Origin of the sequence: Bacillus sp. FJAT-44742 (assembly GCF_002797315.1) — a bacterium.
GTDB classification, from domain to species: Bacteria; Bacillota; Bacilli; order Bacillales; family Marinococcaceae; genus Thalassorhabdus; species Thalassorhabdus alkalitolerans.
This window is the reverse complement of the sequence record NZ_KZ454936.1, coordinates 1,437,455-1,453,978: the sequence shown is the minus strand read 5'-3', so window position 1 is coordinate 1,453,978 and position 16,524 is coordinate 1,437,455. Positions and strand designations below refer to the sequence as shown.

General features: G+C 40.0%; 17 protein-coding genes and 1 tRNA gene. 9 read left to right on the top strand and 9 right to left on the bottom strand.

All coding sequences use genetic code 11. The annotated features are described in order from the left end of the window. Positions 1-7 precede the first annotated feature (7 nt). The 3 genes from CEF17_RS07205 to CEF17_RS07200 all read right to left on the bottom strand — a co-directional run bounded on the left by CEF17_RS07205 (position 8) and on the right by CEF17_RS07200 (position 1,760). Positions 8-586 carry a hypothetical protein gene (locus CEF17_RS07205; RefSeq protein WP_100398936.1) on the bottom strand — a complete coding sequence of 193 codons (579 nt, stop codon included), beginning with the start codon at positions 584-586 and terminating at the stop codon, positions 8-10. Positions 587-772: 186 nt separating this feature from the next. Further along, the gene (locus CEF17_RS19925) at positions 773-913 is read right to left on the bottom strand and encodes a hypothetical protein (RefSeq protein ID WP_157049876.1); all 141 of its coding nucleotides are present in this window, start codon (positions 911-913) and stop codon (positions 773-775) included. 771 nt (positions 914-1,684) lie between these two features. Next, positions 1,685-1,760 (bottom strand) — tRNA-Arg (locus CEF17_RS07200). A 155-nt stretch (positions 1,761-1,915) separates the two neighbouring features. Between CEF17_RS07200 and modA the strand changes: the two genes are divergently transcribed. From modA to CEF17_RS20590, 5 genes are all read left to right on the top strand, one after another. Continuing rightward, positions 1,916-2,698, top strand: a complete 783-nt coding sequence (modA, locus tag CEF17_RS07195) for a molybdate ABC transporter substrate-binding protein (RefSeq protein ID WP_100398935.1) — start codon at positions 1,916-1,918, stop codon at positions 2,696-2,698. Then, positions 2,699-3,376, top strand: coding sequence for a molybdate ABC transporter permease subunit (modB, locus tag CEF17_RS07190; protein ID WP_100398934.1), 678 nt, complete (start codon positions 2,699-2,701; stop codon positions 3,374-3,376). Between the two features lie 5 nt (positions 3,377-3,381). Next, positions 3,382-4,434 carry a sulfate/molybdate ABC transporter ATP-binding protein gene (locus CEF17_RS07185; protein WP_100398933.1) on the top strand — a complete coding sequence of 351 codons (1,053 nt, stop codon included), beginning with the start codon at positions 3,382-3,384 and terminating at the stop codon, positions 4,432-4,434. A gap of 66 nt (positions 4,435-4,500) precedes the next feature. Then, the gene (locus CEF17_RS07180) at positions 4,501-4,965 is read left to right on the top strand and encodes a hypothetical protein (protein ID WP_100398932.1); all 465 of its coding nucleotides are present in this window, start codon (positions 4,501-4,503) and stop codon (positions 4,963-4,965) included. A gap of 132 nt (positions 4,966-5,097) precedes the next feature. Next, the gene (locus CEF17_RS20590) at positions 5,098-5,559 is read left to right on the top strand and encodes a redoxin domain-containing protein (RefSeq protein ID WP_232725446.1); all 462 of its coding nucleotides are present in this window, start codon (positions 5,098-5,100) and stop codon (positions 5,557-5,559) included. An 87-nt stretch (positions 5,560-5,646) separates the two neighbouring features. On the opposite strand, the gene CEF17_RS07165 is transcribed toward CEF17_RS20590, so the two are convergent. From CEF17_RS07165 to CEF17_RS07155, 4 genes are all read right to left on the bottom strand, one after another. Further along, positions 5,647-6,627, bottom strand: coding sequence for a zinc-binding dehydrogenase (locus CEF17_RS07165; RefSeq protein WP_100398929.1), 981 nt, complete (start codon positions 6,625-6,627; stop codon positions 5,647-5,649). Further along, on the bottom strand, positions 6,624-6,803 hold the full coding sequence (locus tag CEF17_RS19920; RefSeq protein ID WP_198508919.1) for a hypothetical protein: 180 nt from the start codon (positions 6,801-6,803) through the stop codon (positions 6,624-6,626). Before CEF17_RS19920 ends, CEF17_RS07165 begins: the two co-directional genes overlap by 4 nt. Before the next feature lie 136 nt (positions 6,804-6,939). Continuing rightward, entirely contained in the window at positions 6,940-7,932 is a 993-nt protein-coding gene (locus tag CEF17_RS07160; RefSeq protein WP_100398928.1) for a DUF6612 family protein, read from the bottom strand. A 225-nt stretch (positions 7,933-8,157) separates the two neighbouring features. Continuing rightward, on the bottom strand, positions 8,158-8,619 hold the full coding sequence (locus CEF17_RS07155) for a DUF2188 domain-containing protein (protein WP_100398927.1): 462 nt from the start codon (positions 8,617-8,619) through the stop codon (positions 8,158-8,160). A gap of 199 nt (positions 8,620-8,818) precedes the next feature. Here CEF17_RS07155 and CEF17_RS07150 point away from each other — a divergent pair, with 199 nt between their 5' ends. Continuing rightward, positions 8,819-9,892, top strand: coding sequence for an acetamidase/formamidase family protein (locus CEF17_RS07150; protein WP_100398926.1), 1,074 nt, complete (start codon positions 8,819-8,821; stop codon positions 9,890-9,892). Between the two features lie 56 nt (positions 9,893-9,948). Here CEF17_RS07150 and CEF17_RS07145 read toward each other — a convergent pair whose 3' ends face one another. Both CEF17_RS07145 and CEF17_RS07140 read right to left on the bottom strand, forming a co-directional pair. Beyond that, positions 9,949-11,469 (bottom strand): protein kinase family protein, encoded by a 1,521-nt coding sequence (locus CEF17_RS07145; protein ID WP_198508918.1) that lies wholly within the window; start codon positions 11,467-11,469, stop codon positions 9,949-9,951. 96 nt (positions 11,470-11,565) lie between these two features. Further along, positions 11,566-12,627 (bottom strand): glycosyltransferase, encoded by a 1,062-nt coding sequence (locus tag CEF17_RS07140; RefSeq protein ID WP_100398925.1) that lies wholly within the window; start codon positions 12,625-12,627, stop codon positions 11,566-11,568. 259 nt (positions 12,628-12,886) lie between these two features. Between CEF17_RS07140 and CEF17_RS07135 the strand changes: the two genes are divergently transcribed. The 3 genes from CEF17_RS07135 to CEF17_RS07125 are packed head-to-tail and all read left to right on the top strand — an operon-like array spanning position 12,887 to position 16,223. After that, on the top strand, positions 12,887-14,179 hold the full coding sequence (locus CEF17_RS07135; RefSeq protein WP_100398924.1) for a UDP-glucose dehydrogenase family protein: 1,293 nt from the start codon (positions 12,887-12,889) through the stop codon (positions 14,177-14,179). 38 nt (positions 14,180-14,217) lie between these two features. Continuing rightward, a complete protein-coding gene (locus CEF17_RS07130) occupies positions 14,218-15,282 on the top strand; it encodes a glucose-1-phosphate thymidylyltransferase (RefSeq protein WP_100398923.1) in 1,065 nt (354 codons plus the stop codon). Further along, positions 15,279-16,223, top strand: coding sequence for an NAD-dependent epimerase/dehydratase family protein (locus tag CEF17_RS07125; RefSeq protein ID WP_100398922.1), 945 nt, complete (start codon positions 15,279-15,281; stop codon positions 16,221-16,223). Before CEF17_RS07130 ends, CEF17_RS07125 begins: the two co-directional genes overlap by 4 nt. The last annotated feature ends 301 nt before the right edge of the window (positions 16,224-16,524 follow it).

Sequence of the window (16,524 nt, the reverse complement as noted above, 5' to 3'; positions counted from 1 at the left end):
TTTTTCGCTACTCATTATTATTGTTTTTAGATTGGCTTTGTACATTGTTACTTATAAACGTTGCGGCTCCATTTAGAAAGGTTTTGATTTGCTCTGGTGATAAATTGCTTACATTTACACCTGTCTTACTGATTGTATCCATCAAATTCAAATTCATCCCGGAGGGCAGCTTGGATAGAGATTGATTTCCTCCGTTAAAAAGGCTTGCAATCGTTAATAATTTGAGGGTCCGGTCTCTTCTGTCACCTTCCCCACTGCCTGCATTTGCTGCTTTTGTGGGGCTGACACTGCTTTCTTTTCTTGGTTGTGCCAGCTCATGGGCATTCGTTTGATTTACAATAGTCTCTTCCTTTTTTGATTTTTTGTTTTTCCCCCCTGATTTCTTCTTTTTCTTTTTTCCCCCTTTCTTTTGTTTACTTTCTTTATTTTCACTGCCAATTTGATTATTTTCTTTATTTTCACTGCTACTTGAGTTATTCAGTTCATTAAACAATGAGTAGGAAAGCCCAATAAGCTCGTTCATATCAAGGTTTTCCTTGTCTTTTACAAGATTCTCCGCTTTTTTAAGAAGTTCCTTTTCATCCATTTGCTGCCTACACTCCTTTCGTATTTCACTAAACATGTCGCTACCTATTATATGTAACTGTCCCTTTCAGGTAATAGGTCACTATCTTAGGATCTGAGAAAAATATGCCGGAAATAAAAAAACCCATAGACACTGTTTCTCTATGGGTGAGCATAAAAGAGGTTATTTCCTTGAGCTTATCAGTCACTATCCGTTATTGTTATTACTTAACAGAGCAACGATTGCATCTATAATAATTTGCTGCTGGTTCTCTGTTCCTAGCAGGACTGCTACTAGCAGTGCAAGCAATAGAAGTAATACTAATACGATGGTAACTACATTAACCATGTTAGACTCCTCCTTTCTCTAAAGCGTAGAAAGGGGCCCTCTTTCACTAGATATACTATGTAAGAAACATTAGACATGCTTTAAGCTATCATCCATTTTTATAAAAAAAGGTCTTTGCCGCTGATTTTGGTTTTCCGCTTTATTGCTTGCTAGATATTCAACTAGAATCACACCTGTCCCTGGCCTAAAAAGCAAAACAACATCCCTTCACGATGTGATGACAACGTGCAAGAATGTTGTTTGAGTGATTATATAAGAAATACAATACTGGCGGGGACGACATAGATTAGGCAGATTACTATAGTAACTGCTGCCCCTCGCCTTTTCTTTTGTTATAAGATTAGTTGCCATCTCACACCTAAAAGACACAAACGGCAAGTCCTCTACACTAATATGTCATCACCTTTAGCTTTCAAAAGCCAGGTGTTCAAAGTATTCATCTGTAACGCTAGGTAAGTTATCAGGAAGGAAGTTATCAAAATTAATCTTATTCAGGGTTTAATGGTACAGATTAATTCTCATAACTTCCCCTGGCACTGTGTTCCCGTAGTTATCGGTTTACGGTACATTCCAGCGGTAAGCAATTTCTTAACTTTCCTTGCTGTTTAGTTGCCAACAGAAAAAAAGAAGCGTCCTTTCACGTAAGTTGAATGTTACTACGTAAAGAAACGCTTCTTGGTTTGTTTTATTCGGTTACTAGTGACCTGTAGACTTTCATTTCATTTAGCCTAACGTTAAGGCGAATCGGGTCTATGCGGGAGTCTAACTTGTTGGCGGCCCCGGCAGGAATCGAACCTGCGACGCACGGTTTAGGAAACCGACGCTCTATCCTCTGAGCTACGGGGCCATTTGGCATCTTCAGAAACTATTTTACTATAATAATCTATGAAAAGGAACTCTCCTAGCCCCCTGGCTGGAAAAGAGCTTGTTCACTTCCCTTAGGAAATAATATAATAACATGTAGGACACTATTATTCTACCGTCACAATGAAGGAGAAAAGTATGAAATTTATTTATATTGGTGTAGCAACCAGCCTCCTGCTTATCATCGCTGCAGGATGCAGCCCCGAAGAAACACAGGATGAAACCAGCAATGAATTAACCATAGCCGCTGCTTCTGATTTGCACAGAGCTTTTTCAGAGGTAGGTTTGGCGTTTGAGGAAGAAACAGGTACACCTGTCACCTTTTCCTTTGGCTCGACCGGGCAGTTGGCTGACCAAATTGAAAACGGGGCTCCATTTGATGTATTTGCTGCCGCTAACATTGAATTTATCGATCGTCTCGATGATCAGAATATGCTGGTAGACGGAACGAAAGAATTATACGCCATTGGGCGTATCGGTATCGTCTATCACGAAGACAGCTCTTTCACAGCGGAAGAAATTAATCAATTAGACACCGATGACATTAGACGCCTTTCCATCGCTAATCCTGAGCATGCCCCGTATGGGCTTGCAGCAAAAGAGGCTCTCGAATCAGCTGGAATATGGGAGGAAATGGATGACAAACTGGTATATGGAAGGAACATTTCAGATGCTTTATCATTTGTTGAGTCAGGAAATGCTGAAGCAGGAATCGTTGCTCTATCTTTGGCCCCAAAAGAAGATTACGAGTTTCACTTGATAGATGAAAGTCTTCACAATCCTTTGGAACAAGCGATTGCTGTGATTGATGGAACAAATGCAGAAACAGAAGCACGGAACTTTCTGGAATTTATTAAAGGGCCCACAGGAAAACCTATCATGGAGAGCTATGGTTTTGTCGTACCTGAGGAGAATCAATAGATGGAAGAGTTGAATTTGTTTCCTTTGTTTCTTTCCCTTCGAGTGGCTTTAACAGCCACTCTTTTAGCGTTCCTCATCGGACTTCCCGTTGCCTATTACCTGCACCGTTCCCAAGGGAAGACTGCTGATTTCATTGATACACTCATTACTCTTCCTGTTGTCCTGCCACCGACTGTGTTAGGTTATTATTTGTTAGTCCTTCTCGGACGTCAGAGTCCTCTTGGAAGCTATCTGGAAGATCAGTTTAACATTACCCTGGTTTTCACTCCAACAGGCGCAGTGATCGCTGCTTTAATTGTTTCCATCCCTTTTTTTATCAAATCTGCACGGGATGCCTTCTTAAGCATTGATTCTTCCATTATCAGTGCAGCAAAAGTACTTGGCAGGTCTGACCTTAACATTTTTTTCACGATCATCCTCCCTTTGTCCTGGAGAGGAGTTGTATCAGGAATAACGCTTTCATTCGCCAGGGCTCTTGGGGACTTCGGTGCAACTTTAATGGTTGCAGGAAGCATACCAAATGAAACAATGACTATGCCTATTGCCATCTATGATGCACTTCTGGCAGGAGACAGAGAACTTGCCAACTTTCTTGTTCTTATTATGACTGTTGTTTCTGTGGCAGTCCTTTATATTATTAACCGCTTAGGAAAAAGAATGTCGATAGGAAGCAGGTAACATACATGTTAAAAGTATCGATCACAAAAGAGCTCAAAAACTTTACTTTAGAAGCTGACTTTGAAACTGGTGATCAGATCACAGCAATTATTGGCCCTTCAGGGTGCGGCAAAAGTCTGACACTGCAATGCATAGCAGGGCTTCAAAAGCCTGACAGCGGAGAGATCATTCTAAATAAGCGAACTGTTTTTCAATCAAAAAACAACATCAATTTGAAACCAAATAAGAGAAACATTGGCTACGTTTTTCAAGATTATGCTTTATTTCCCCATTTAACGATTGCACAAAACATTCAATACGGATTAAAGAGGGAAGATAAAAAAAATCGTAGAGCAAAAGCTATGAAAATGATTGACAAGCTTGAGCTTGCGGGCTATGAAAATCATTACCCCTCACAATTATCCGGAGGGCAAAAACAGAGAGTAGCACTAGGGAGAACGCTGATAACAGAACCTGATATTCTGTTATTAGACGAACCTTTTTCTGCCCTCGATCACCACGTAAAGCATTCCCTTGAGCAAGAACTTCTTCACATGATAAAAGAAAATTTTTCTGGAACTGTCTTGCTTGTCACCCATAATATGGAGGAAGCTTACCGACTATCAGATAGTGTCCTTATTTACCACGAGGGAAAAGTGATCCAGGCAGGGGAAAAGGATGACGTGCTCCGTAAGCCAAAAACGACTTCTGCCGCACGCATTATTGGCTGCAAAAATATTTTTCCTATCCATGGTTATGATCAACCTTCCCAGGAAGTAACCGTTGGAGGGGTTTCGCTGAAGACAAATGAGAAACCACCCGTCTCGTCCTTTTCTCATATTGGCATTCGTGGGGAAGATATATTATTTACACCAAGAAGTTCACAAAAGGCAATAAATCAATTTGACTTCTCTATAAAACATATCGTGGCAGGGATCTACCAGACACAGGCGGTTATTGAAATAGGAAGCATCATGCTTGAGGTTGTTATCTCAGAACAAATGGTTAATACTATAGAAGGTAAACAATACCAGGCCATTCTTCCTCCAGGAAAAATATTTTTTCTAAATGATCAATAGTAAAAAGTGCTGCCAGAGTCTGGGTTACAATTAAAAACAAAATGTAAAAACAAAAAAGGAGTCCATATGTTAACATTCGAAGAGAAAATACAATTAATTGAAAACAATTTCCCCGAGTTAACAAGACATGATGTTTCTTTGGGACGAGTAAATTATCAGTTTGAAGAGAGCATGACAGACAAAAAAAACGTCATATACCATTTGCACCCAAATGGGAACGGGTTCGTTTACGCTGGAGAGCTTGCTGATTATCCAACAGATTCAAAAGGCATGGTTAATATCCGTGAATTTTCCTCCGAGGAACTTTCTTCATTGATCAGGAAATCAATTGCCTCTCTTACTGAACCCGATGAACAAGAAGAAGAAGAAATAGCTGAAAAATGGATCAATGATGAAGGACAGGTTCTCATGCTCGTAACTGAAGGAGAGCTTTGGAATGTATATGCCGGATTGCAGCTTGATGGTACATTCACGACATACGGAGAAGCCGTAGAATATCTTGATCAGGAAGGATTCACCCCTTCGATCTAAGCATAGAAAGCACCGGAAACGGGTGCTTTTTTTCATTTTTACTCATTAAATAGGGGTAAATCACTCAGAAGAAGGTTAATATCCCACGTAGATGGGAACAAAAATAGAAGATTATTAAAAGGAGTTGATATAATGGGTCTTACTATCGGAGATAAAGCGCCGGATTTTTCCTTGCCTTCTACAGACCGGGAGGATATTGCTCTGTCGGACTTTGAAGGCAAGAAGAATATATTATTAGTCTTTTTCCCATTAGCTTTTACCCCTGGCTGAATAAAAGAACTAACCTCTTGGAAAGAGGAATATGATTTGTTTGAAGACAATGATACTGTAGTTCTTGGAATTAGCGTGGATCATATATTTGCCCAAAATGTTTTTGAAACTACCCTTGGAACCTTGCCATACCCTTTGTTATCCGACTGGCATAAAGAAACTGCCAGAAAATACAACGTTTATGATGAAAAAGACGAAATTGCGAAACGCTCCTGCTTTTTAATTAACAAAAATAGAGAGCTTGTTTATAAGAATGAACAGTTTGTGGCGGACAAAACTGAGGACTACGAGCGAGTTTATGAAGAATGTAAGAATCTTGAATAAAACAAGGCTGCCATTTGCTGGCAGCCTTTTTAAAAGAGCATTTTAAATAAAACCACTTACTTCTTGTTATCTCTTCTAGTGTTTTTCTTAAGAGATTCTGGCAACAATCTTTCCCCTTACATGCCCTTTTTTTATTTTGTATAAAGTTTCAGGTACGTCTTCAAGCAGTATTTCTTCTTCAAGCAAAGGATCAATTTTGTTTTCTTCAGCTAGCTTTCCTATTTCCCTTGCCATTTTTCCAAGGTCAGCTTTTTGGTACTCATCGTCTGTCCTGTAGACAAAGCCGAGGGCTACTTCGTGAATGGAAGGAGCTATTGATTTTGGCTGGTACTGAGTGAGATCGGGAAAGTCCACAATGGAAACCAAGTGCCCGTTAAAAGTAAGCATATCAAGCGCCTCCGTAGCTGTCTTTTCACCTACCATATCCATAATGATATCGGCTCCCCTGCCGTTTGTATATTTGTGCACTTCTTTTATTACATTTTCCCGGTTATAATCAATTACTTTATCTGCTCCAAGCTTCCTAACATGATCAACATTTCTTGGGGAGCAGGTTGTGATAATGTTAAGCCCGGCCATCTTGGCAAACTGTATTGCGAATCCTCCCACTCCGCCGGCTCCAGCTTGAATCAGAATGCTCTGCCCCTTTTGAATCGGTACTTTTCGGAACAAAGACTGATATGCGGTTAAAGCGGCTGTAGGAAGAGCCGCTGCTTCTTGCCAGGACCATCCGTCAGGCAAGGGTGCCAGCACACCAGGGTCTGCAATTGTATATTCAGCAAACCCGCCTTGGTGAACCATACTGCCATGGTAGAAGACTTTATCTCCAGGAAACCATCCGCTTACCTCAGAACCAACATCATCAATTTCCCCTGCTATATCCAGTCCCGAGATATGGGGAAACTCCCATTCAGGCAGTGGGTTTTCAATAAGCTTATAATCAACCGGGTTTAAACCAGAGAAGTGAACTTTAATCCTTACTTGCCCGGAACCTGGAACCGGCTTATCTACATCCATAATTTGTAAGTTATCAATATTCCCGCCTTCTTTTACAGCTAACGCTTTCATGAGCAGCTTCCTCCTTTCACATCTTGAATCAGTATTCCTTTTTCATCTCTTTTTAAAACAATGTAAAGATCCAGCATGACTTCCCCGAAATCGTTGACAGCAAAAGCAACGTCATTCTCTTGAAGGTTAGAGACTAGATCCATCGGATAAACACTTGATTCATTATTAGAAGGCATCCATTTTGTGTTTAGACACAAGCGAGTGTATTTTTAACAATCAACCACCAGAATTATAATATAAGTAAGGCCCTCACCGACGGTGAAGGCCCTTCTATTTAGCCGGGTTTTGTTCCAGCCTCTTTTATTATTCTACTTACACCTTTACTTCCCGGGTGCGGCGTGCCAACAAGATCAATCCTGCCACTGCACTTAAAGCAATACCCGTAAACAGGAAAAAAGGATTGGTAGTGGCCGTATCAGGAAGAGATCCTCCTTCTTCTTCACCGTGCTCTTCAAGCTGCTCATCAAGTAGTTCGTCAAATTCTACAGCACTTTCTTTTACCTCATCAGGGACAACCACAGCATCGACTCCATTAAAGTTATGAAGACTCATCACCATGGACATCTGAATGTTTATCACATCTTCTGTTCCTTCTTCAAGCCCCAGTGCTATATCCATATCCACATCCATAGACATTTCTGTAAGATAATACGTGTCTTTGTCGATTTTTAAGTCAAAGGTAAAGTCATTAAAGGAGACTTCTTCCATCATCTCATCCATCATTTCATCAAGCAGTTCCATCTCTTCTTCACTGCCCATTTGACCGTTCCCGTTCATTGTTTGCTGAGCAATGTCCCACAGTTCTTCTCCGTCTCCTTCGTATGTGAGAAGATAGTGATCATTCTCTTCGTGGAGAACCATTTCTTCCCCTAAGGCTTCAGCCTCTGCCAGTTGCTGGTCAGGACTTTGGTGGAGATCTTGTAAATCTCCAAAATCATCAGCCGGGAGTCTGACCCAGCTGCCATCAGGCTCTTCCTGATACATTCCCTCTTCGGTCCAGTAGGACTCCAGCGTTATTTCTTCTCCAAGCTCTTCTATCAAGGTTGTTTCTTTCTGCCATAAAGCAAATGGTTCTATAATAATATCCTGTTCAATATAAGAAGAAATTTCTGTCTGTTCCCCTAGAGGGTCATTCATCGTTTGATGAATATCAATTGTGGTCGAAAAACTGTTTATGTCCTTCATTGCTTCTCCTGATTGCTTAAGTACATCCGACGCGGACGACGCTCCTGCTGCTGAAGGGGCGAAAGTGAGCACTGCTGCCAAAGTGAGTGAGGTACCAGTTACCAGAAACTTTTTAGCCAAAAAAATCTCTCCCATCCGTTTAAGAAAATTATTGTAATGATCCCTTCGCTTTTGCCCCCTTTCAAGGATATAATCTATTACCTGGAAAACATTCCCTTGCTTGAAAATTTTAAAACATACATTAGCAATTTTCTAAAAATTTTAAAGGTTGATAAGCTTTTTTGTAAATTAAAGTTTGTTTTTCCACTAAAAAAACCTTCCTGAAGATACTTCAGGAAGGCAATGTTATTCATTTCTGCCATAGGAGAACCTATCTTCGATAGAGCCATCTTCTTTTTTTATGACAGCTTCTGTTCCTTTATTTTCTGCTATTTCTTTTGCACGCTTAACAGCTTCTGTTTTATCGCTGAAAACTTCGCTTGGTTTTTTTGCTCCTTTTGCCTGAACAGCCCAACCATTATCATGAGGCGTGACCAATTCTGATCTTTCCATTAACTCAGGGCGATCCTCGTATTTTTTTCCTTCTTCTGACCGTTTCTGAGTATTGCCCTCTTCCAAGAAGTCCTCGACTTCCTTTGATGATGCATTTTCATGCCATTCCTTTGCCTTTTCTGTTGCAATTGGGATGGTTCTTCCTTCACTGTATCCTTCATCAAGCATGGCATTCCCTATTTCAATTGCCTTTTTACGCACTGATTTCTCAAAATTTTTCCAGGATGAAGGATAATCATTCATATCCCAAGGCATAGGCCCCAGCCTCCTTTCCTTTACTTGCTTCTTTCATACCCTATATCCTGAGAAATAACAGATTAAACCCCTTACCCCTTACCATTGTCCTGAGTATTTTCTATTTCCCTGGTTTATCCCTTTAAGAACAGAGGGTAAAAAAGCAAGAGATCTGTAATTTGGTTCTACCTATTTTACCTTGATGAACAGGAGGGCATTTATGAGATTTCCTCACAATCGTGCTTCACTATTATCGTCACTTACCGACGCAAATTACCATACTCTTAAAGCCTCATCCAATACAGTCCATTGGGGCTATTTCGATAAGTCTCTTTCTCCGGCACTGACAGTCGATTCCGGCGACCTTGTCTATGTGGAAACCGTAACACACCATGCTGGTGATGCTCCTGATTTAATGATGGATGAAGGTACAGAAGAAATATACCATTCAATACCTGAAGAAAAACGTTCTCCAGGTCCGCACCTTTTAACAGGACCGATTTACGTAAAAGATGCTGAGCCTGGAGATATGCTTGAAGTTGAGATTCTGGATCTGGCTCCAAGAGTACCCTACGGCTCGAATGTAACAGCTCCCTGGGGATTTTTATATGATGAGTTTGATAAAAAAGAAAGAGTGACCATCTATGAAATTGATCCTAAAGGACAATGGTTAACGACAAAATTTGCCTACGACTATCCGGGCACCTATGATATAAACGGCCGAATACTCCTGCCTGACGAAGTGAATAGAGTGCCCGCACTTAGTAACGTGCAGATTCCTGCTCGTCTCCATATAGGGACAATGGGAGTGGCACCTGCTGAAGAAGGTCCGGTCAACACCATTCCACCTTATCTTCATGGAGGAAATATAGATAATTGGAGAATAGGTGCAGGCACAACCATGTATTACCCAGTATTTAATGAAGGTGCCCTTCTTTCCTTAGGTGATGCCCACTTAACACAAGGAGACTGTGAGCTAAGCGGGACTGCCGTAGAAGGATCCTTGAATTGTTTACTTCGCGTAACGGTCCGCAAGGATTTCTCCTTCTCTCTTCCACTTCTTGAAACCTCTGATTCGTGGATCATTCATGCTTTCCATGAGGATTTAGATGAGGCTGCACGCATCGGATCATTAGAAGCGATACGTTTCCTTCATGATTTTCATGGAATGACAGAAGAAGATGCTTATTCCTTTTTAAGTGTGGCAGCAGACTTTTCAGTCACTCAAGTAGTGAATGAAAACAAAGGTATTCATATAGCACTACCTAAAAAAGCATTTGGTCCCTCTAACTAGACAATAAAAACCCCCCGCCATGTTTCGGCAGGGGGTTATTTCTCCCTTTTTATGCTTTACTTGCTATTATTGTTATTGTGGTCATTCATGATATCATTCATCACCATAGCTGCCTTCAGCAATTGTCTGACATTGTTTCTTCTTCTGTTCTTTCTATCCGTTTCTGCAGGTTCAGATGTTGTGTTTGCCACACCATCCTTCTTCTTTCCTTCAGTTTTGTTCAAGGATTGTTTAGTTTTATTCTTAGCCTTCTTCTTTGAGTTGTCTTTTTCACCGGACATTGTGTTACCTTTTGGTTTATTTTTAATGAATTCACGAGAAGCTCCCTCCGAAGCCTTACCAGCTGTTTTCTTGTTGGAAAGAATGCTGCTTTGATCTTGTTTTAAGGTTTCAGGCTGCTCCTCTGTTTCCTGCGCCAGGAAAAATTCAAGTTCTGGTCCATTCCAATCAGAGTACAATTTAGGATCCAGCTCTTTAACATGATCGATAAAGTCACTTAGAAACTTCCTTTCACTAAGGTTTTCAAACAGCTCCAGAGGCTTACTTTGTTCCCGTTGAAAGGAATAAACGTGGTCAATTAACTTGAATCCATCTTTTGTGATGATTATATGGCGAAGAGGCGCATCGATTTGTTTAAACCCATTATTTTTCATCGTTACCAGCATATCAAGGAGTTTTTTTGAAATCTCTATAGAAAGGAATCGTTGTTTTTTTAGAAAGCTGTTTAAATCAGGTCCTAGCAAGTATTCCATGACTGTATAGTTTGGTTGAGTCTCAAACACTTTAGGAATAAAAGGAAGGTTTTGACTTGATAATAATACATTTTGTTCTTCTTTTGCGTGATTTAATTTCCCGTAAATTTTCACGCATTTATCTTCCGCGATTCGATAAACAGCTCCTTGGTGACCTTTACCAATAAGGGGAAGTGAAATAGCGCTGTCCACTTTCACCCCGCCGTCTGGTCCTTTTGACCCAACAACTATATCTCTGAAATCCATCTGGTTTTTGTTGAAAAAATCATCCCATTCGGTATATGTTACTGGGTCGAGTTTTTTTACGTGCATTAAGAAGGACTCTTTCAACAGAATAATTTTTAAATCTCGTAAAAGCTTCAGCGGCACAGGATGATTTCTTTTAAAGCCGTTCACATGGTCCACTACTTTCAACTCTTCGTTTTCCATAACAAAAATATGGCGAAGTGGTGCATCAATCATAGTAAACCCGGCGCTTTTCAACCCATCAAGTATATCTAATAATTTTCTTGCTATATTTTCCGGCATAAACATACAGTTCTTCAAATACTCTTTTAGGTTGGGGGCGTTAAAATACTCCATGACAATATAATTTTGCCCCGTCTCATAAAGTTTAGGCATAAACGGCAAATGCTGGCCTGCTTTTAACGCTTCTCCTTCCATTTCAGCCTGTACGGGGTCCTCGTAAATCTTAACGCACTTTTCCTCTGACAGCTTAAACACTGCCCCTTGGGAACCCATTCCGATTAATGGAAAGCTGGTAGGGTTGTGAATTTCCAGCATTTTTTCTCCTTTACTCACCGTAATAGAAGTGAAGTCTTCCATCTTATCCTCCTCCTTTAAGAACCATTCTCCTTCCAAAGATTATATTTCTTCTCTCTGTACACGTGATGATTATGAAACAATCGTCAAGTCTTTTATTTATTTCCCTTTTAACAACTCATCGTAATACTTTGCCTGCTCGAGGAGCTGGGCTTCCTGGTCAAACCTTTCCTCCACTACTTTTCTGGCTGCAGAAGTATACGTCTCCCATTTTTCTCTATTTTCGATCATATTCCGAAGGGCTTGCTCCAGCTCTTCTACATTATTTTCCTGTACTAGTATTCCGTCCTGTTCATGAGTAATGATCTCAGGAATGCCCGCGTGGGTAGTAGATATTACAGGTAATCCAATCGCCATGGCTTCCTTGATCGTATTAGGAATGCCTTCCACGTTTCCATCAGAGGATTCTAAGCTGGCTGCGCAAAATAAATCAGCGTTACTCATATATTCTCTTACTTTGTCCTTGGATACATGCTGAATCAGTTTAAAAGAGTCCCCAAGAGTAAGCTGGGAGGCTAAAGACTTAATATATTCCTCCTCTCTACCGCTTCCTATGACTGTTAAGGAAGCATGAGGATAGTCTTTTCTAATTTTGTCAAAAGCCTTCATGACCACATGGTGTCCCTTTTTTTCTACAAGCCTTCCCGCTGAGATAATATTTAAAGAATCACTATTGTTTGGCGGGCGATAAGTGTATTGGCTTAGGTCTACGCCCCCGTAGAGTACTTTTATTTTTTCAGATGGGCATCCCCATGCCCTGATTCTTTCTGCTAGATAGTTACAGACCGGAAAAAACTGTTCTCCCTCCTCAAAAAGCATTTTCATGTTTTCATAATAACCGATCCTATTGTCCGCTAATGTTGCATCAACACCTCGAATGCTTGTCACCAACGGAAGATTTGTTTCTTTTTTAAATGGAATTAATAATAAACCGAGCTGGCCATGATGGGCATGCAGCAGAGAAACCCCCTGCTCCTTCACAAATGTCTGGGGAGATAATATTTCATTAAGGTAGTGAACTTTATCATTTAATAAAGATAGATCAACCATATATTTGGGCTGCCTGACTAAATGAATATAATCATAGCGCGGCACATTCCTTATTTGAGGGATATATTGAGTAGGATCAACTCTTAGATTTAAATGAATTACTTTTCCCAATCCTGTCGTCTCCTTTCCTGTATGAAGTCATGTTTAGTCTTCTTTTCCATGCTATTCAGCCAGAAAGAGAAAGCTTAGACTTCTAGGAGATTTAAGAAAAATAGGAATATCACCCGATTAGAATGTTGGAGAAGAAAGCTACTTGCCTATGAACAGGGAAGCACTTAGTAATTTTTTAAACCAAGCGGTATCCGCCGTTTCTCCTAGCAGCTTCACTAATAAAATAATAGCAATCCCTGAAAAAAGAGGTGGGACTTTCGTGGATGTATTATTTATAGGAATGGGATATGTAGGTACAACTACCGCATTAGCATTGTGCCAAGCTGGTCACAAAGTAACTGGATTTGACGTTGATAAAAGGAAAATAGACTCCTTAAATAGTGGGCAACTATACTTTTATGAGCCAAATTTAGATGAAATGCTGATAAAACACCTATCAAACAAACGACTTCTTTTTACCACAGACTCTAAATCAGCCATTGAAAACAGTGACATTATCTTTATCACTGTAGGTACACCCTCCCTGGAAAGTGGAAAGGCAGATTTAACCTATGTGAAAGCTGCCGCAAAGATGATTGGCCAGTATATGAATAAGGAAAAAACTGTTGTTGTTAAAAGCACGGTTCCAGTTGGCACGACCGAAAAAGTAAAGGAATGGATTGCAGAAAGCAAAAACAACCATTCACAAGTAAGCGTAGCTATGAACCCAGAATTCCTGCGAGAAGGAAACGCTTTAGAGGATGCTCTTTATCCTGATAGAATCGTCATCGGAAGTAAGGACAATAAAGCAATAACCGACTTAAATAACCTTTACCAACAATGGTCTTGTCCAATCATACAGACCAGTTCTCAAGCGGCAGAAATGATAAAGTACGCATCAAATTCCTTTTTGGCTACCAAAATATCTTTTATTAATGAAATAGCCAGGTTGTGCGATGCTCTTACCATTGACGTAAACCAAGTAGCAAAGGGAATGGGATTCGATGCCAGAATAGGACCGCATTTTTTGCAGGCTGGGCTTGGATATGGCGGTTCATGTTTTCCTAAGGATGTAAGAGAATTAGCAACGACCGCTTTCGAGCACGGAGTTCCCTTAGAGATCCTTCAAAAAGTTGAGGAGGTTAATATGAATCAAAGTCAATTCTTTCTAGAAAAAGTAAAAAAGCGGCTAGGTTCCCTACGTGGAAAAAAGCTAGTAATCCTTGGTCTATCCTTCAAACCCCACACTGATGATATCAGGGAATCCGTATCTCTTCGCTTGTTGGAGAATTTGATCAATGAAAAAGCCCAGATTTCTGTTCATGATCCCATTGTTAAACTATCTTCTGTGTATTTGAATCAAGGAGTCACTCAAAATATTTATCCCTATGAAGCCGTTAAAAACGCAGATGCTATTTTACTATGCACTGACTGGCCCCACTACAAAAACTTAGATTGGAAGAAAATACATTCTTTAATGAACCAAGCTTGCGTTTTTGATGGGAGAAACATGTTAGATGCAGATAAAATGAAAAGCCTTCACTTTCACTATGAAGGTATTGGGTATTCGTAAGTTTTCTATGCCCCGTAAAAAAGGAAAGGAGCCAAGATATGAAAGGACTAATTCTTGCAGCCGGTAAAGGCACGAGATTAAGACCTCTCTCATACAGCAAACCAAAGCCCTTACTACCCGTTGCAAACCAATCTGTCATAGTTTACGCCATAGAGCATTTAAATAGGATTGGCATCAAGGATATAGGTATCGTCATTCATCCTCATGAACAAGAAAAATTTACTAAATACCTTACCATGCAAACACGAAAAGATGTGAAAATCACTTATATTTACCAGGAAAATCCAAAAGGAATTGCTCACGCCTTGAAGCAAGCAGAAATATTTATAGGAGGAGACTCTTTTTGTTTGCTGTTAGGAGACAACCTAATTTATGAATCCCTGGAGACTTTAAAGAAAAATTTTATTAACAAAAACGTTCAAAGCACAGTGCTGGTTACAGAGGTAAAACAACCTAGTGACTATGGGATTGCCGAAATTAGAGAGGGAAAGATTGTCAACATTGAAGAAAAACCCGCCAACCCCAAATCTAACCTCGCAGTGATTGGAGCGTATATTTTTACTCCTTTAATATTTAAAGCTGTCAATTCAATTTCGCCATCTGAAAGAGGGGAATACGAAATTACTGACGCTATTCAATGGCTGATCAATCAGAACTATCAAGTTAATTATGTTAAAACTGATAAACCTACTTCTGATGTAGGTACAATGGAAAGATGGCTTGAAGCTAACAAATGGATGCTTCAAACCAAAGGAAATGATAATGATCAAGAATTTAATGAAAACGTCATTAGATCTATTATCATACCGCCAGTGAAGTTAGGAGATAATTGTAAAATTAAAGATTCTATCATCGGCCCATATGTATCTATCGGCTCGCACACAAATATAGAAAAATGCAGCATCAAAAACAGCATCATCCTTAACGATTGCCATTTTAAAAATATCCCATTTGTGATTTCTGACAGTGTATTTGGTGAAAGCACCATCTTTAAGGGCAGCAGTAAGTCAAATAACATGGTAAGTGGCATTTTTGCAGACCAGTCATCTTTAATACTGCCAAGTAGTCCCAACAACGTGAAGAAGAAAGAGGGAGGGTCATGACAAAAGTTCTTGTCACAGGAAGTGCCGGATTTATCGGTTCTACGTTAGTAGATTCTTTATTAAAGCAAGGCTACGAAGTTACAGGGATTGATTGTTTCACAGATAACTACGATAGCCGCACCAAACAAAAAAACATGGTTTACTCCGCACGTCATGAAAGGTTTAATTGGCTTAACGAAAATTTAATAAACATTGACTTGAAGGATCTAATGAAGACGCACCAATACATTTTTCATCAGGCTGCATTGCCGGGAGTGCGAAAAAGCTGGGGGATCAAATTTCAAGACTACTTGGATCACAATATACGCGCCACCCAAAAATTGCTTGAAGCAGCGAAAGACAGTAATATCAAGAAAATGGTATATGGTTCATCTTCCTCGGTATATGGAACCATGAGCGGACCAACAACAGAAGAAAAATTGCCTTCTCCTTATTCTCCTTATGGGGTAACAAAGCTTTCAGCAGAGCACCTTTGCCAATTGTACCACCAAAACTATGACGTGCCGGTTGTCTCCTTACGGTATTTTACTGTTTATGGTCCGAGACAAAGACCTGATATGGCCATTCACCAATTTATCAAAAATATATTAGAAGACCGTCCTATTACAGTTTTCGGACAAGGAACACAAACTAGAGATTTTACCTACATCACGGATGCCGTCGACGCTAACATTCAAGCTTTGGATAAAGGAATTCCTGGTGAATCGTATAATATAGGGGGCGGAACAGTAATTAGTTTACTTGAATTAATCAAGCTGATCGAAAGAGTCAGTGGAAAAAAAGCAACGATTATGTATTCCCCTAAACAACCAGGTGATGCTGACCACACATGGGCAGATATCACGAAAGCCAAAAAAGACTTGAAATTTCACCCATCTGTTTCCTTAGAAGATGGCATTTACCATCAAATACAGCAAATAAAAGATTTATACGGTTTGTGATAATGAAAGCGCCTAATCTTGATTGTTATTGTTTTCACAGTTTTTATAATTACTAAAAGCCTGTTGTCTTATATTTAACACAACAGGCTGTTTATGCATTGTTACATCTTTTGTTGGATTTCTTTAAAAGACGCTCGCTTTCACCTGAAGGTACATGCGCGGCATCCATCATGCTTCCCTTCATGCGCATTCACGGTGTCTTTTATGATTCGAGTATTGCCTCAGCTTCCTCAGCCAGGAGCTTGAAATCTTCTGCTCGTGCTATTTCCGAAGTTGTTGCGAGCTTTTATTCACAGTCAAA

Excerpts from the sequence above, each read along its gene's own strand:
- CEF17_RS07205 (WP_100398936.1), bottom strand. The coding sequence starts at position 586 with ATGGATGAAAAGGAACTTCTTAAAAAAGCGGAGAATCTTGTAAAAGAC.
- CEF17_RS19925 (WP_157049876.1), bottom strand. The coding sequence starts at position 913 with ATGGTTAATGTAGTTACCATCGTATTAGTATTACTTCTATTGCTTGCA.
- modA (WP_100398935.1), top strand. The coding sequence starts at position 1,916 with ATGAAATTTATTTATATTGGTGTAGCAACCAGCCTCCTGCTTATCATC.
- modB (WP_100398934.1), top strand. The coding sequence starts at position 2,699 with ATGGAAGAGTTGAATTTGTTTCCTTTGTTTCTTTCCCTTCGAGTGGCT.
- CEF17_RS07185 (WP_100398933.1), top strand. The coding sequence starts at position 3,382 with ATGTTAAAAGTATCGATCACAAAAGAGCTCAAAAACTTTACTTTAGAA.
- CEF17_RS07180 (WP_100398932.1), top strand. The coding sequence starts at position 4,501 with ATGTTAACATTCGAAGAGAAAATACAATTAATTGAAAACAATTTCCCC.
- CEF17_RS07165 (WP_100398929.1), bottom strand. The coding sequence starts at position 6,627 with ATGAAAGCGTTAGCTGTAAAAGAAGGCGGGAATATTGATAACTTACAA.
- CEF17_RS19920 (WP_198508919.1), bottom strand. The coding sequence starts at position 6,803 with ATGCCTTCTAATAATGAATCAAGTGTTTATCCGATGGATCTAGTCTCT.
- CEF17_RS07155 (WP_100398927.1), bottom strand. The coding sequence starts at position 8,619 with ATGCCTTGGGATATGAATGATTATCCTTCATCCTGGAAAAATTTTGAG.
- CEF17_RS07150 (WP_100398926.1), top strand. The coding sequence starts at position 8,819 with ATGAGATTTCCTCACAATCGTGCTTCACTATTATCGTCACTTACCGAC.
- CEF17_RS07145 (WP_198508918.1), bottom strand. The coding sequence starts at position 11,469 with ATGGAAGACTTCACTTCTATTACGGTGAGTAAAGGAGAAAAAATGCTG.
- CEF17_RS07130 (WP_100398923.1), top strand. The coding sequence starts at position 14,218 with ATGAAAGGACTAATTCTTGCAGCCGGTAAAGGCACGAGATTAAGACCT.
- CEF17_RS07125 (WP_100398922.1), top strand. The coding sequence starts at position 15,279 with ATGACAAAAGTTCTTGTCACAGGAAGTGCCGGATTTATCGGTTCTACG.